The organism is Paenimyroides ceti (genome assembly GCF_030409925.1).
Genome location: NZ_JAUFQU010000001.1, coordinates 2,251,471 through 2,266,940 on the forward strand (window position 1 = coordinate 2,251,471; position 15,470 = coordinate 2,266,940).

Below are 15,470 nucleotides of genomic sequence, written 5' to 3' on the forward strand. Positions count from 1 at the left end.
ATGGTAACTACAGATCAGATAAAAGATCTTATTGATCGCCTTGGTGCGTTAAGGAGGTATCTTTGACATCGATAAGAAAATTATTGAAATAACAAACGAAGAAGAAAAAACATATGCTCCCGATTTTTGGAATAATGCCAAAGAAGCAGAGCAGATTGTCAGAAACATCCGTTCCCAGAAAAAATGGGTAGAAGATTATCAGAAAGCAGTCGCCCTATCGGAAGAATTGCAATTAGCGTATGATTTTTTTAAAGAAGACGGACTTTCCGAAGAAGAACTGCAAGAGCAGTATGAGACCACATTGTCGCATATAGAAAACATTGAATTCAGAAATATGCTTTCTGATGAAGGTGATAGCCTCAGTGCTGTTTTACAGATTACTGCCGGAGCCGGTGGTACCGAAAGTAATGACTGGGCAGCTATGCTGATGAGGATGTATCTTATGTGGGGCGAGAAAAACGGATACAAGATCAAAGAACTCAATTTTCAGGAAGGAGACGTAGCCGGAGTAAAAACGGTTACCCTTGAGCTCGAAGGCGAATATGCATTCGGCTATCTCAAAGGTGAAAACGGAGTACACCGTTTGGTTCGTATTTCTCCTTTTGACAGCAATGCCAAAAGGCACACTTCTTTTGCATCGGTATATGTATATCCGTTAGCAGATGACACCATCGAAATTGAAATCAGTGCTTCGGATATTTCCTGGGAAACCATGCGTTCATCAGGAGCCGGCGGACAAAATGTAAATAAGGTAGAAACGGCGGTACGTTTACGTCACCATCCGACAGGCATTATTATTGAAAACTCTGAAACGCGCTCACAACTTGACAATAAAACAAAAGCGATGCAATTATTAAAATCGCAGCTTTATGAGATTGAGCTCAAGAAACGACAGGCAAAAAGAGATGAGATTGAAGCCAATAAAATGAAGATTGAATGGGGATCGCAGATCAGAAATTATGTCATGCATCCTTATAAACTTGTAAAAGATGTCCGTACTCAGCATGAAACCAGTGATGTGGAAGCGGTTATGAACGGCGGAATCGACCCGTTCTTAAAAGCTTATCTGATGATGATGGGACAGAAAGAAGAATAAAAAAAAGGAGCAAATGCTCCTTTTTTTATTGCCATCCACCACCCAGGCTTTTATAGATATCAACCACTGCATTGAGTTGTTGTGCTTTTGCCTCAATAAGTTCCAGTTTAGCATCCATTGCATCGCGCTGTGTCATCAATACTTCCAGATAATCTGCTCTGGAAGATTTGAATAATTCATTCGCTATATTCACCGATTGAACCAGCGTATCCGTTTCTTTTGCTTTATACTCATATACTTTCTGCATGTTCTCTATTTTTGCCATCTGGTTGACAATATCAAGATAGGCATTCAAAACCACCTTATCATATTCATATAAAGCCTGAATCTGATGTGCATTGGCGGTATTGAACTCCGCTTTAATAGCACTTTTATTAATCAATGGTGCTGCCAGATCACCCGCTACTGAAAACAGAAGAGACTCCGGTAATTTGGCCAGATAAGACGGCTTAAAAGCCTGCAATCCTATAGCAGCAGAAATATCTAATGAAGGATAAAACTCTGCCCTTGCCGCTTTAACATCAAGTTTTGCTGCTTCAAGTTCTAATTCGGCTTGTTTGATATCAGGTCTGTTTCCGAGTAATTGAGCTGGTATACCCGAATAAACTGTTGCAGGCACTAAATCCAGAAAATCATTTTTTGCCTTAAGAATAGGCTGAGGATAACGCCCTAACAAAGCATTGATCCGATTCTCTTTTTCTGTAATTTCCTGACGGATGCTGAATTCTAAGCTTTGAGATTTCAGTAACTCTGCCTCAAATTTCTTAACTGCCAATTCAGTTCCTCTTGCTGCCTGTTTCTGAATTTTAACCACTTCCAAAGCATGTTTTTGCAGATCTATGTACTGTAAAGTAAGTTCAAGCTGGTTGTCTAAAGCTAACAGTTCATAATAGGAATCTGCTACTTCAGCAATGAGGCTTGATAAGACAAAATTTTTCCCTTCTACAGTACCCAAATATCTTTTTATAGCCGCTTGTTTAGAATTTCGCAATTTTTTCCAGATATCTGCCTCCCAATGCGCATTAAGAGTACCTGAAAAATCGCCCAATGGATCGGGCATCTCTTTTCCAGGCTCAATCTCTGTAGAAGCATCACCCGCTCCCTGACTTGTATAGCGGCCTACTTTCTCTACCCCTGCTCCTAACCTTGCAGAGACCGCAGGTTTCAGTTTACCGTTTTTATACATTACTTCGTTTTTGGCAATCTCTATTTCCTGTAAGGTAATCATGAGTTCCTGATTGTTTTGCAAGGCAGTATCAATCAAAGATACTAATTCAGGATCTGTAAAAAACTGACGCCACGGAGTAATGCCTGAATTTACAGTATCAGTATGCAGTACGAAATTTTCGGGCATTTTACTTCTGTTTTCCGGATCTTGGGCAGCTTGCGGAGCTTTGCAGCTCCACAGACTACAACCAATAACAACGGCACATACCAGTTGTTTTAAAACTAACTTATTCATCAAAATTTAAATCTTCAGTTAATGGGTTTTCTTCTTCATAACGAACCAGTTTGCGCTTATCAGCAATGGTTCCAAAAATATAATACAATCCGGGTACGATAATTAGTCCGAAAACAGTACCTATAAGCATTCCTCCTGCAGCAGCAGTCCCGATTGTCTTATTTCCAATGGCTCCCGGACCTGATGCCAGTACTAAAGGTATCAATCCGGCAATGAAGGCAAATGAAGTCATCAGAATCGGACGAAAACGAATGGCTGCTCCTTCAATAGCAGATTTTAAAATAGAATTACCTTCCAGGTGTTTCTGCACGGCAAATTCCGTAATCAGTACAGCATTTTTTCCGAGTAAGCCAATAAGCATGACCATGGCTACCTGAGCATAAATATTGTTTTCAAGCCCTGAAAATTTCAGACATAAGAAAGCTCCGAAAATTCCTGCCGGCAGGGATAAAATAACGGGAAGGGGCAAAATAAAACTTTCATATTGAGCTGCCAGAATCAGATATACAAATCCTAAACAAATAGCAAAAATGTAGATGGCTTCATTGCCACGAGCTACCTCATCTTTTGAAATTCCCGCCCAGTCAATACCATAGCCTCTCGGCAATTTTTCTTTAGCTACTTCACTAATCGCTTTGATCACGGCTCCGCTACTGTAGCCCGGAGCCGGAGCCCCGCTGATTTCTGCGGAATTATACATATTATGTCTTGTAATCTCAGATAAACCATATACTTTTTCAATTTTCATAAAAGCAGAATACGGTACCATCTCCCCCTGATCATTTTTTGCATACAGATTTAAAACATCCTGTGGCAATGCTCTGTATTCCGGAGATGACTGTACCATTACCTTATAAGGACGGTCGTATTTAATAAAACTTGTTTCGTAATTACTACCGATAAGAGTAGATAAATTCTCCATTGCGTTCGCTATAGAAACGCCTTTCTGCTCTGCAATGTCATTATCAATTTTTAGTAAATACTGAGGAAAGCTGGCACTGTAAAAAGTAAAAACAGAACCCAATTCAGGTCTTTTGCTTAAGTCTTTGACAAAATCCTTACTTACCTGTTCCATTTTCTGATAATCTCCACTTCCGGATTTATCCAGTAACCGCAGTTCAAATCCTCCGGCAGCACCATATCCGGGAACAGCTGGGGGCTGAAAAAATTCTATATTGGCTCCGGTCAGTTCTTCGGTTTTCTCTTCTATTTCTTCAATAATTTCCTGAGCAGATTTACCGCGCTCTTCCCAGCTTTTCAAGTTGATCAGACAGGTTCCGGTATTGGCACTTGTACCTTCTGTCAATATCTCATATCCGGCTAAGGAAGAAACAGACTGTACCCCATCAATACCTTCTGCTATTTTTTGAAGTTTTTCTGCCACTTCATTAGTACGTTCCAGTGTTGATCCCGGTGGCGTCTGGATGATGGCATAAAACATTCCCTGATCTTCATTAGGAATAAAGCCCGTAGGCAAGTTATTATTTAAGAAGAAGATACCGGCACAGAAAGCCGCCAGTAATGCAAAAGTGACAGTGCGTTTGTTAACCGTTTTATTTAAAAGTTTTTCATATCTGCCTGCTCCTTTATTGAACAAATTGTTGAAACGATCCAAAAATCTGCTCACAGGAGTCTGCTTACGCGATTTGCCATGGTTATTTTTCAGAATCATAGCACACAAAGCCGGTGTCAGCGTTAATGCTACCAATCCTGACAATATGATGGCGGTAGCCATAGTAATGGAAAACTGACGGTAAAAAATACCTACAGGTCCTGACATAAAAGCAACGGGAATGAATACAGCTGCCATTACAAAGGTTATTGCTACAATGGCTCCGCTAATTTCGTGCATTGCTTCCTGAGTTGCCTTATAAGGAGATAAATGTTTTTCTTCCATCTTGGCATGTACAGCCTCAATTACCACAATCGCATCATCTACTACTACTCCGATAGCCATAACCAACGCGAAAAGGGAAATCAGGTTAAGTGTAATACCAAAAAACTGCATGAGAGCAAATGTACCTATCAGAGACACCGGAACCGCCAAGGTTGGAATCAGTGTTGAACGCCAGTCCCCTAAAAACAGATATACGACTATACTTACCAATATAAAAGCTTCTATAAGCGTATGAACTACTTTTTCCATTGAGGCATCAAGGAATTTGGAAACATCATAACTGATTTCATAATGCATCCCTTTAGGAAAATCTGTTTTTAAATCTTCCATAAGCGTTTTTACATTCTTGATTACATCACTGGCATTACTACCAAATGATTGTTTTACAACAATTGCTGCAGATGGTTTTCCATTCAGATTGGAATAAATGTCATACATGGCACTCCCAAATTCAATATCAGCTACATCTTTCAGCCGGAGAATTTCTCCATCAGGATTAGACCGTAATATGATGTTGCCGTATTGCTCTTCAGAATTGTAACGTCCTGAATATTTTAAAACATACTCAAAAGCTTCAGACCGTTTTCCGGAGCTCTCCCCAGTTCTTCCGGGTGAAGCCTCCAAACTTTGTTCCTCCAGAGACTTCATAACATCTTCTGCAGAGATCTTATAAGCGTTCATACGATCTGGTTTAAGCCAGATACGCATCGCATATTCTCTGTTTCCGAGGATTGTAGCCACACCTACTCCATTAACACGTTTTAACTCTGATAACACATTGATATCGGCATAGTTATACAGAAACTTCTGATCAGAATGTACATCATCACTGTATAAGTTGATATACATCAGCATATTGGATTCTTCCCGTGTGATTTTCACACCTTCTCTCACAACTAAAGGAGGCAACTTATTTACAACAGATGAAACCCTGTTCTGTACATTTACAGCAGCAAGATTGGGGTCTGTTCCCAAATCAAAAATAACCTGAATAGAAGCCTCTCCATCATTCCCGGCATCTGAGGTCATGTATTTCATTCCCGGAACGCCGTTCAAAGCTCTTTCCAGCGGAATGATGACCGACTTAATCATCAGTTCTCCATTGGCTCCGGGATACTCTGCAGTAATATTTACCTTTGGAGGAGAAATAGACGGAAACTGTGTTACAGGTAATTTTACTAAGGATAATACGCCGAGAAAAACAATAATCAACGAAATTACTATCGACAGAACGGGTCTGCGAATAAATCTTTTAAACATACTTTGTGCTTATTATTTTACAATTGATTATTCGGCTTTTAAGCGTAAAGAAGCCATCACTTTTTTAGGATTCAGATATTTTGACCGTATCTTATCTCCTTCTTTTACACTTTGAGTACCTTCCAGCAAAATCTTATCTTTGGCTGTCAGACCACTTGCAATGACATACAGATCCGGAATTTCACTGCTGACAATGATATTTTTGGAGTGGATAATTCCTTTGTCATCAACAATAAAAGCATATTTTTTATCCTGAATTTCATAAGTCGCTTTTTGTGGGATGATCATGGCATGCGTCAACGGCACTGTCATACGCACTTTTCCTGTTTCTCCATTTCTAAGCAAATGATCTGGATTTGGAAATTTGGCACGAAAAGCAATATTACCTGTTTCATTATTAAACTCCCCTTCAATCGTTTCTATTTTACCTTTGTAAGGAAGCGTCATATTGTTCGCTAAAACCAAATCTACCTGATCACCACCGCGGTCTTTAGTATGAGTTTCGTAATTCAGATATTCCTGCTCAGAAACATTAAAATATACGTACATCTGGGAGTTGTCAGAAAGCGTTGTCAAAAGTTCACCTTCATCAATAAGGCTCCCTAAACGTTTAGGAATGCGATCAATAACACCTGAAAACGGAGCCCGTATATCAGTAAAAGACAAGTGAATTTGAGCCAACTGCATTTCTGCTTTCGCTTTTTCCAATCGTGCTGTAGCTACTGCCTGCTCATTTTTTGAAACCACATTATTATCCGCTAATGTTTTGGCGTTCTGAAGCTCAATCTGCGCTTCTTTTACCTCTGCTTTGGCTTTGAGTAATTCTGCCTGATACATTTGCGGTTTGATACGGAACAGTAACTGCCCTTTTTTAACGAATTGTCCTTCATCAACAAAAATATCCTGCAGAAAACCTTTTTCCTGCGCTCTTATTTCGATGTTTTGAATGGATTTTACCTGAGACACATAATCTTTCATAACAATGGTGTCTAATGTGATAGGATTTGTAACAGGATAATCCTTAACCTCTTCTTTTTCCTGTTTATGCGATGTACAGCTGATCATCGCCACGACAGTACTTAGAGAAACAAAAAATGCTACTCTTCTCATACAATATGAATGCTAATTAATTTATATGGTAAATGGCTGCTTTTGAAATTAAAGCAAAAAATGACTTACGGTAACATCTATTAACAATAATAGCGTTACAGTTACATAAAAAATGGTGTAGAAGTATAAGAAATCAAATTCTTAGAGTACGAAGCACAAGATATTTATGGCTAAATATCCGTATATAGGCTTCATAGAAAAAACGGCGCTTATTTAAGCGCTTTAGTAAATAGCAAGCAATGAAAGCAAAAACCACAAGTTTTGTAAAAGTTGCCAACAAGACCACCTGATCTGAAAAATCAAAATCATTTAAATCTGTTTCTATACTTGGAAAGGCATATTCTGTGTGGCTTTCTTTCGTAATTTTGTGTTCAACAGCTTTTACGGAATGACGATGTGTCTTAACTATTTTTGCAGTTGCATAAGAAGCATCATTATTCTGAGATATGTCTAATAACCGGAAACCTGCAAAGAAAAGCAGGAAAAAAAAGGCTAAAATATGCGTCAGAATACGTTTCATAATTCGAACCAAATTTACTTCTTAAATTGAAACGTAAAAGTTTATTAACATTTTTTAACGCGACCACTTTTTTTCTATGTTGATAAGTTTTTTACATAAAAAAACCACCAAGATTATTGGTGGTTTATGTTTATTTGAAATTGATTTAGAATAACATTACAATATGATACACACCCATTGCAATTAATGCTGATACCGGAATGGTCAATATCCATGCCCATAAAAGGCTGATAGTTACTCCCCATCTTACAGCAGAAATCCTTTTAGTGATCCCTACTCCGATGATAGATCCTGTGATGGTATGTGTTGTAGATACCGGAATACCTAAATGTTCTGTAACATATAGAGTAACTGCACCTGCTGTTTCAGCAGCTACACCTTCTAATGGTGTTACTTTGGTAATTTTTGAACCCATCGTTTTTACAATTTTCCATCCACCGCTCAGGGTTCCTAAACCAATGAATAAGAAAGACGCTAATGGTACCCACCACCAATGTTCTACGAAAACATCAAACTTATTTACTCCTTCAGCCAAATATTGTGGGTCAAAATCCACATTTACGTGGTAAAAAATAACGGCTGCACCAATGATACCCATTACTTTCTGTGCGTCATTTCCACCATGTCCTAAACTGAACAGTGCTGATGAAACAAGCTGTAATCTCTTAAACCAAACTTCAGCTCTGTGCGGATTGGCTTTTCTGCAAATCCAAAGGATGGATACTGTAATAAGATAGGCTACAAACATTCCTAAAAGCGGTGCTCCGAATATAAAAAGGAATGTAGGTACTACTTTTGCATAGTTGATAACGTCCTGACCGTCTACCATTAAAGCACCTGCATGCGCTACCGCTGCTCCCATAAAACCGCCTAAAAGGGTATGCGATGATGAAGAAGGAATTCCTAATTTCCAGGTTGCTAAGTTCCACAAAATAGCGGCTACTAATCCGGCTAATATTACTTCCAGATTAATGAAGTTTTCATTAACCGATTTTGCGATGGTATTACCAATTTTAAATTCGCCAATAACATAAAGTGAAATAAAATAAGCAATAAAGTTAAAGAAAGCGGCCCAAACTACTGCCTGAAAAGGCGTAAGAACTTTGGTAGTCACAATTGTTGCAATTGAATTGGCTGCATCGTGGAATCCGTTGATATAGTCAAATCCCAGAGCCAATACAATCGTAATTATAAGCAGTATCCCCTGAGGTCTGCTTATAATGTCCATAAACATATCCATAATGAACTATTTATTTAAATTATGAATATTTAACGGTAATTGTTTCAAGTACATTTGCTACTTTTCTACAACTGTCCGTTCCTAATTCTAATGCCATCATTACTTCTTTATAACGTATGATGTCTAAAATATTGGTTTCGTTTTCAAAGATGTCTGCTACTGCTTTATCAAATACTTTGTCTGCTTTTCTCTCAAGACGATTGATGTTTTTACAGCTTTCCGATATCTTAGCAAGATTTTTAAAATCTTTGATCTGTGTAATTGCAAAAGCGATTTCGGTTGTTGCTTCCAGATTTGCTTCCGTCAGTTTTCTCAATGGCTTTGTTACTTTATCAATCTGATATAAACGCATACGGCTTGCCGCATCACTCATATTATCTGCTACTTCATCAATAGCCGTAATAAGTGCGTGAATATCTTCTCTGTCAAAAGGAGTTATAAAGCTTTTTCCTAATTCAACACGTGTTTTTTGTGCAATTGTTTCGATTTCTGATTTTAGTATTTCTACTTCTTTCAGTAAATTTTCTCTATCTTTACTTGGCAAATTTAATGCTTCGTGAAGCGTTTCTGCCAGTGTTTTTAGTTTACCTGCAGCTGTGTCAAACAATGGATGAAAAACTTTATCCTTTGGAACTAAAAATTGAAAAATTGAATTTAAAGACATTCTATTTAAAGTTATAATTTCTGTGCAAATATATTATCGCAATGTTAACTTAACATTAAGAAGCGCTGAAATTGCAAAAAATATATTTCAGATCTTTCTCATCTATATAATACACTAATATTTCATTAAAAATAAATTCTAATTCGTATTTTAGCAAAAAACGAAAAATAACGTATTTAATCATATTCAAGATGGATATTAACTTCAATAAGAATGAAGACTACAATAAGCTTTTACTGTCTGATCTGAAACAAAGATTGGCCAAAGTAAAATTAGGGGGAGGAGAAAAAAGAATAGCAAAACTGCATGGAGAAGGAAAGATGACGGCACGTGAACGCATTGATTATCTTCTCGATAAAAATGCTAAAACCATTGAAATCGGAGCCTTTGTCGGAGATGAGATGTATGAAGAGCACGGAGGATGTCCTTCCGGTGGAGTTGTCGTAAAAATAGGGTATATCAAAGGAAAACAATGTATTGTTGTAGCAAATGATGCCACTGTAAAAGCGGGTGCCTGGTTTCCAATAACTGCCAAGAAAAATCTGCGCGCACAGGAAATTGCGATGGAAAACAGACTGCCTATCATTTATCTGGTTGACAGTGCCGGAGTTTACCTGCCTTTACAGGATGAAATATTTCCGGACAAGGAGCATTTCGGAAGAATTTTCAGAAACAATGCCATCATGAGCAGCTCAGGTATTACCCAGATTGCAGCAGTTATGGGGAGTTGTGTTGCTGGAGGTGCTTATCTGCCAATTATGAGCGATGAAGCCCTGATTGTAGATAAAACAGGGAGTATTTTCTTAGCAGGAAGCTATCTTGTAAAAGCCGCTATTGGTGAAAGCATTGACAATGAAACGTTAGGTGGTGCTACCACTCATTGCGAGATTTCCGGTGTTACAGATTACAAAGCGAAAGATGATAAAGATGCTTTGGATACCATCAAAAATATCGTAGATAAAATAGGTGATTATGATAAAGCAGGATATAACAGAATCGATGCCGTAAAACCTGCGGAAAATCCTGAAGATATTTATGGTATTCTGCCAAAATCAAGAGCAGAACAATATGATATGAAAGAAATTATCAAACGTTTGGTTGATAATTCAGAATTTGATGAATACAAAGAAGGATACGGCCAGTCTATCATCACTGCTTACGCAAGAATTGACGGTTGGGCAGTGGGTATTGTAGCGAACCAGCGTAAAGTGGTAAAGACAAAAAAAAGTGAAATGCAATTTGGAGGAGTTATTTATTCCGATTCTGCTGATAAAGCAACCCGTTTTATTGCCAACTGTAATCAAAAGAAAATTCCTTTGGTTTTCTTACAGGATGTAACCGGATTTATGGTTGGATCCAAATCTGAACACGGAGGCATTATCAAAGACGGTGCAAAGATGGTAAATGCCGTTTCTAATTCCGTAGTGCCTAAATTTACAGTTGTCATTGGAAACTCTTATGGAGCCGGTAACTATGCTATGTGTGGAAAAGCATACGATCCAAGACTTATTTTTGCATGGCCAAGTGCAGAGTTAGCCGTAATGGGTGGTGCACAGGCAGCAAAGGTATTGCTTCAGATAGAAGCTTCTTCCTTAAAAGCAAAAGGAGAAGAATTAACTCCTGAAAAAGAAGCAGAATTGTTTGATAAGATTAAAGCGAGATACGATAAACAGATCTCTCCCTATTACTCGGCAGCCCGATTATGGACTGATGCGATTATCGATCCGTTAGATACCCGCAAATGGATTTCTATGGGAATAGAGGCAGCGAACCACGCTCCTATCGAAAAACCATTTAACCTCGGTGTTATACAAGTTTAATTACTTTACTTCTATATAACAAAAAAAAGGAACTCAAATTAGAGTTCCTTTTTTTATATAAGACTAATCAAGAGAGTTAGTCAATTTTATAACGTTTACGATCGTTTTCGTTTAAGTAAATTTTTCTCAAACGAAGTGATTTTGGAGTTACCTCAACATATTCATCCTTTTGAATATATTCCAAAGCTTCTTCTAAAGAGAACTTGATCGCAGGAATAATTCTCGCTTTATCATCTGCTCCAGAAGAACGAACGTTGGTCAACTTTTTAGTTTTTGTTACGTTTACGGTCATATCATCACTACGGGAGTTTTCACCGATTACCTGACCTTCATAGATATCCTCATTCGGATCTACGAAAAACTTACCACGGTCCTGAAGCTTATCAATAGAATAAGGAATAGCTTTTCCGTTTTCCATAGAGATTAACGATCCGTTGTTACGCCCTGCTATTTCTCCTTTGTAAGGCTGATATTCAAGGAAACGGTGTGACATGATCGCCTCACCAGCTGTTGCAGTTAATAATTGGTTACGCAAACCGATAATACCTCTTGAAGGAATGTTGAATACAATGATCATACGTTCTCCTCTTGGTTCCATTGACAACATTTCACCTTTACGCAAAGTAACAAACTCTACTGCTCTACCTGATAAACTTTCAGGAATGTCAATAGTTAGTTCCTCTACAGGCTCACATTTAACACCGTCAATTTCTTTTATGATTACCTGCGGCTGACCGATTTGTAATTCATATCCTTCACGACGCATGGTTTCGATCAATACAGATAAGTGTAATACACCTCTACCGAAAACCATAAACTTATCAGCTGAATCTGTTTCGTTTACACGCAATGCAAGGTTTTTCTCTAATTCTTTTGTCAAACGGTCTTTGATGTGACGAGACGTTACAAACTTACCTTCTTTTCCGAAAAACGGAGAATCATTGATGGTAAACAACATACTCATTGTAGGCTCATCAATTGTAATGGTTGGTAATGCTTCCGGATTTTCTGCATCTGCTACTACGTCACCGATTTCAAAACCTTCAATACCTACGATGGCACAGATATCACCAGCTTTTACAAATTCTACTTTTTTACGGCCTAAACCTTCAAATGTATAAAGCTCTTTTATTCTTGATTTAACAATACCGCCTTCTCTTTTAATCAAAGAGATATTCATTCCTTCTTTTAAAACACCTCTCTGTAAACGTCCGATTGCAATACGTCCTGTAAAACTTGAGTAGTCTAAAGAAGTAATCAGCATTTGTGGTGTACCTTCTTTTTCTTCTGCTGGTTTGATATGGTCTATCACCATTTCTAACAAGGGCTCCATCGAATCGGTTTGCTTTCTCCAGTCAGTAGACATCCAGTTATTTTTAGCTGAACCGTAAACTGCAGGGAAATCTAACTGCCACTCCTCAGCACCTAATTCAAACATAAGGTCAAAAACCTTTTCATGAACTTCTTCCGGTGTACAGTTTTCTTTGTCTACTTTATTGATAACCACACAAGGTTTTAATCCTAACTGAATTGCTTTTTGTAAAACGAAACGCGTCTGAGGCATTGGTCCTTCAAAAGCATCCACAATCAAAAGTACCCCGTCTGCCATGTTTAATACACGTTCTACTTCTCCACCGAAATCCGCGTGACCAGGAGTATCTATAATATTAATTTTCGTACCCTTATATTGTACGGAAACGTTTTTAGATACAATGGTAATTCCTCTCTCTCGTTCAATATCATTATTATCAAGAATCAAATCACCAGTATTTTCATTCTCTCTAAATAATTGACAGTGATACATAATCTTATCTACCATCGTAGTCTTACCATGGTCAACGTGTGCAATAATTGCAATATTTCTAATTTGTGTCATAAAATAGGATACTGTTTGTATTCAACAGAAAAAGCCCTCGTTTACTTGAGAGCTTAAAATATCTATACAATCACCTTGGCTTTATTATAAAGCAGCAACGTGTTTTGTTAATTTTGATTTTAAGTTAGAAGCTTTATTAGCATGAATGATGTTTTTCTTAGCTAATTTATCAATCATTGAAGTCACAACAACTAATTTCTCTCCTGCCTCTGATTTATCTTCAACCAAACGTAAAGCTTTAATCGCATTACGAGTTGTTTTGTGTTGGTATTTGTTCAATACTCTTCTCTTTTCGTTGCTTCTGATTCTTTTTAAAGCTGACTTATGATTTGCCATTTTCTTTTATTTATATATAATATTTTTAATCTTTCTCTTTCGTAGTCCGTAGGGGAATCGAACCCCTGTTACCAGGATGAAAACCTGGCGTCCTAACCCCTAGACGAACGGACCTTCAATTTTTAAAAAGATTGATAACTTTTTTTGTAGTCCGTAGGGGAATCGAACCCCTGTTACCAGGATGAAAACCTGGCGTCCTAACCCCTAGACGAACGGACCTTCAATTTTTAAAAAGATTGATAACTTTTTTCGTAGTCCGTAGGGGAATCGAACCCCTGTTACCAGGATGAAAACCTGGCGTCCTAACCCCTAGACGAACGGACCTTCAATTTTTAAAAAGATTGATAACTTTTTTTGTAGTCCGTAGGGGAATCGAACCCCTGTTACCAGGATGAAAACCTGGCGTCCTAACCCCTAGACGAACGGACCAACTTTATTTATCTCATTTGCGGTTGCAAAATTACGAAACTTATTTGAACGTGCAAGATTTTTTTAATCTTTTTCCTAATAAAAAACTATGTCGTTTTATTTTGGAGTGTGCAAATATCTTAATATTTCTCAAATTTACAAATCAAAATTTCACTTTGACTCAAAAAAAAATAAAAAAAGTTTTTAGTACACTCGGTATCAAACTAGTAGGCTTTCGCAAATAATACCCTACCCGCAGACACAGCTCCAGTGTACACACATTTTCCTTCTTCAGCAACACGATTTAATGGAATACATCGGATCGTTGCTTTTGTAAGTTCTTTGATTTTTTCTTCCGTTTCCGGCGTCCCATCCCAATGCGCAGATATAAAACCTCCTTTTGTGTCTAAAACTTCCTTAAACTCATCAAAAGAATTTACCTCTGTGATATGCTCATCTCGATACGTTAAAGCACGGTTGAATAAATTTGCCTGAATATCCTCCAGAAGTCCTGAGATATAGTCCAAAGCAGCTTCTTTAGAAACAACCTCTTTCGTTAGGGTATCGCGACGTGCAATCTCATAAGTACCGTTCTCCATGTCTTTAGGCCCTACAGCAATCCGAACCGGCACTCCTTTCAATTCATACTCATTAAACTTCCAGCCCGGCTTTAAGTTGGTACGGTCATCAAACTTAACCGATATTCCTATTTTTTTAAGTTCTGCAACCAAAACATCTACCTGATCTGTAATTTGCTGCAACTGTTCATCTGTTTTATGAATAGGCACAATAACTACTTGTATCGGAGCCAGCTTAGGAGGCAGTACCAATCCGTTATCATCAGAATGCGTCATAATCAAAGCCCCCATAAGACGTGTTGAAACGCCCCATGAAGTTGCCCATACATATTCCTGCTTCCCTTCCTTATTCACAAATTTCACATCAAATGCTTTTGCAAAATTCTGACCCAGAAAATGAGAAGTTCCAGCCTGTAATGCTTTACCATCCTGCATCAGCGCTTCAATTGTATAGGTATCATCCGCACCTGCAAAACGCTCCGTCTCTGTCTTAAAACCTTTTACTACCGGAATAGCCATAAAGTTTTCCACAACATCAGCATACACATCCTGCATTTGTTTTGCTTCCGCAACTGCTTCCTGCTTGGTTTCATGAGCTGTATGCCCTTCTTGCCATAGAAACTCTGCTGTACGTAAAAACAAACGGGTTCTCATCTCCCAACGTACCACGTTTGCCCATTGGTTGATTAATATAGGTAAATCTCGATAGGACTGAATCCAATTTTTATAGGTATTCCAGATAATAGCTTCAGAAGTTGGCCGAACAATAAGTTCTTCCTCCAGTTTAGCATCCGGATCTACCATTAATTTACCCGGATTATCCGGATCATTCTTCAATCTATAATGAGTTACAATAGCACATTCTTTCGCAAAACCTTCCGCATTTTTTTCTTCTGCTTCAAATAAGCTTTTGGGGATAAAAAGGGGAAAATAAGCGTTCTGATGACCTGTTTCTTTAAATTTCTTATCTAATTCAGCCTGTAATTTTTCCCAGATGGCATAACCGTAAGGCTTAATAACCATACATCCTCTAACTCCTGAATTTTCAGCCAGATCGGCTTTCACTACCAGTTCATTATACCATTTGGAATAATCTTCTGCGCGTGTGGTAATATTCTTGCTCATTATAAATATTTTGGTATAAATTTTGTTTAATAAAAATTAACACAATTTGAGACAAAACTAACTATTTTTGTAAAAAGT

11 protein-coding genes and 4 tRNA genes are annotated in these 15,470 nt (G+C 37.9%); 2 read left to right on the forward strand and 13 right to left on the reverse strand.

Annotated features, from left to right (window positions below; genetic code table 11):
- Nucleotides 1–1,096, forward strand: a protein-coding gene (prfB, locus tag QW060_RS11270) for a peptide chain release factor 2 (RefSeq protein ID WP_290363666.1) whose coding sequence is annotated in 2 segments (ribosomal slippage) — nt 1–63 and nt 65–1,096 — 1,095 coding nt in all. Because the reading frame shifts where the segments join, the coding sequence is not laid out codon by codon here.
- Between the two features lie 25 nt (nt 1,097–1,121).
- Here prfB and QW060_RS11275 read toward each other — a convergent pair.
- The 6 genes from QW060_RS11275 to QW060_RS11300 all read right to left on the reverse strand — a co-directional run bounded on the left by QW060_RS11275 (nt 1,122) and on the right by QW060_RS11300 (nt 9,249).
- The gene (locus tag QW060_RS11275; RefSeq protein WP_290363667.1) at nt 1,122–2,558 is read right to left on the reverse strand and encodes a TolC family protein; all 1,437 of its coding nucleotides are present in this window, start codon (nt 2,556–2,558) and stop codon (nt 1,122–1,124) included.
- Nucleotides 2,551–5,715 (reverse strand): efflux RND transporter permease subunit, encoded by a 3,165-nt coding sequence (locus QW060_RS11280; protein WP_290363668.1) that lies wholly within the window; start codon nt 5,713–5,715, stop codon nt 2,551–2,553. Before QW060_RS11280 ends, QW060_RS11275 begins: the two co-directional genes overlap by 8 nt.
- Nucleotides 5,716–5,742: 27 nt before the next feature.
- Complete coding sequence (locus QW060_RS11285) at nt 5,743–6,825, reverse strand: efflux RND transporter periplasmic adaptor subunit (RefSeq protein ID WP_290363669.1); 1,083 nt, start codon at nt 6,823–6,825, stop codon at nt 5,743–5,745.
- A gap of 133 nt (nt 6,826–6,958) precedes the next feature.
- Entirely contained in the window at nt 6,959–7,357 is a 399-nt protein-coding gene (locus QW060_RS11290) for a hypothetical protein (protein ID WP_290363670.1), read from the reverse strand.
- 133 nt (nt 7,358–7,490) lie between these two features.
- Nucleotides 7,491–8,585 carry an inorganic phosphate transporter gene (locus QW060_RS11295; protein ID WP_290363671.1) on the reverse strand — a complete coding sequence of 365 codons (1,095 nt, stop codon included), beginning with the start codon at nt 8,583–8,585 and terminating at the stop codon, nt 7,491–7,493.
- Nucleotides 8,586–8,604: 19 nt separating this feature from the next.
- The gene (locus QW060_RS11300) at nt 8,605–9,249 is read right to left on the reverse strand and encodes a DUF47 domain-containing protein (protein ID WP_290363672.1); all 645 of its coding nucleotides are present in this window, start codon (nt 9,247–9,249) and stop codon (nt 8,605–8,607) included.
- 191 nt (nt 9,250–9,440) lie between these two features.
- Here QW060_RS11300 and QW060_RS11305 point away from each other — a divergent pair, with 191 nt between their 5' ends.
- Nucleotides 9,441–11,069, forward strand: coding sequence for an acyl-CoA carboxylase subunit beta (locus QW060_RS11305; protein ID WP_290363673.1), 1,629 nt, complete (start codon nt 9,441–9,443; stop codon nt 11,067–11,069).
- 76 nt (nt 11,070–11,145) lie between these two features.
- On the opposite strand, the gene typA is transcribed toward QW060_RS11305, so the two are convergent.
- From typA to proS, 7 genes are all read right to left on the reverse strand, one after another.
- Entirely contained in the window at nt 11,146–12,945 is a 1,800-nt protein-coding gene (gene typA / locus QW060_RS11310; RefSeq protein ID WP_290363674.1) for a translational GTPase TypA, read from the reverse strand.
- A gap of 84 nt (nt 12,946–13,029) precedes the next feature.
- Nucleotides 13,030–13,281, reverse strand: coding sequence for a 30S ribosomal protein S20 (gene rpsT / locus QW060_RS11315; protein WP_290363675.1), 252 nt, complete (start codon nt 13,279–13,281; stop codon nt 13,030–13,032).
- Nucleotides 13,282–13,323: 42 nt separating this feature from the next.
- A tRNA-Glu gene (locus QW060_RS11320) sits at nt 13,324–13,395 on the reverse strand.
- A 33-nt stretch (nt 13,396–13,428) separates the two neighbouring features.
- Nucleotides 13,429–13,500 (reverse strand) — tRNA-Glu (locus tag QW060_RS11325).
- A gap of 33 nt (nt 13,501–13,533) precedes the next feature.
- Nucleotides 13,534–13,605: transfer RNA gene (locus tag QW060_RS11330), tRNA-Glu, on the reverse strand.
- A gap of 33 nt (nt 13,606–13,638) precedes the next feature.
- Nucleotides 13,639–13,710, reverse strand: a tRNA-Glu gene (locus tag QW060_RS11335).
- Nucleotides 13,711–13,913: 203 nt separating this feature from the next.
- On the reverse strand, nt 13,914–15,392 hold the full coding sequence (gene proS, locus QW060_RS11340; RefSeq protein WP_290363676.1) for a proline--tRNA ligase: 1,479 nt from the start codon (nt 15,390–15,392) through the stop codon (nt 13,914–13,916).
- Nucleotides 15,393–15,470: the final 78 nt, after the last annotated feature.

What these genes read in the sequence shown, in the direction of transcription:
- QW060_RS11275 (WP_290363667.1), bottom strand. Translation starts at nt 2,558, where the DNA reads ATGAATAAGTTAGTTTTAAAACAACTGGTATGTGCCGTTGTTATTGGT.
- QW060_RS11280 (WP_290363668.1), bottom strand. Translation starts at nt 5,715, where the DNA reads ATGTTTAAAAGATTTATTCGCAGACCCGTTCTGTCGATAGTAATTTCG.
- QW060_RS11285 (WP_290363669.1), bottom strand. Translation starts at nt 6,825, where the DNA reads ATGAGAAGAGTAGCATTTTTTGTTTCTCTAAGTACTGTCGTGGCGATG.
- QW060_RS11295 (WP_290363671.1), bottom strand. Translation starts at nt 8,585, where the DNA reads ATGGATATGTTTATGGACATTATAAGCAGACCTCAGGGGATACTGCTT.
- QW060_RS11300 (WP_290363672.1), bottom strand. Translation starts at nt 9,249, where the DNA reads ATGTCTTTAAATTCAATTTTTCAATTTTTAGTTCCAAAGGATAAAGTT.
- QW060_RS11305 (WP_290363673.1), top strand. Translation starts at nt 9,441, where the DNA reads ATGGATATTAACTTCAATAAGAATGAAGACTACAATAAGCTTTTACTG.
- typA (WP_290363674.1), bottom strand. Translation starts at nt 12,945, where the DNA reads ATGACACAAATTAGAAATATTGCAATTATTGCACACGTTGACCATGGT.
- rpsT (WP_290363675.1), bottom strand. Translation starts at nt 13,281, where the DNA reads ATGGCAAATCATAAGTCAGCTTTAAAAAGAATCAGAAGCAACGAAAAG.
- proS (WP_290363676.1), bottom strand. Translation starts at nt 15,392, where the DNA reads ATGAGCAAGAATATTACCACACGCGCAGAAGATTATTCCAAATGGTAT.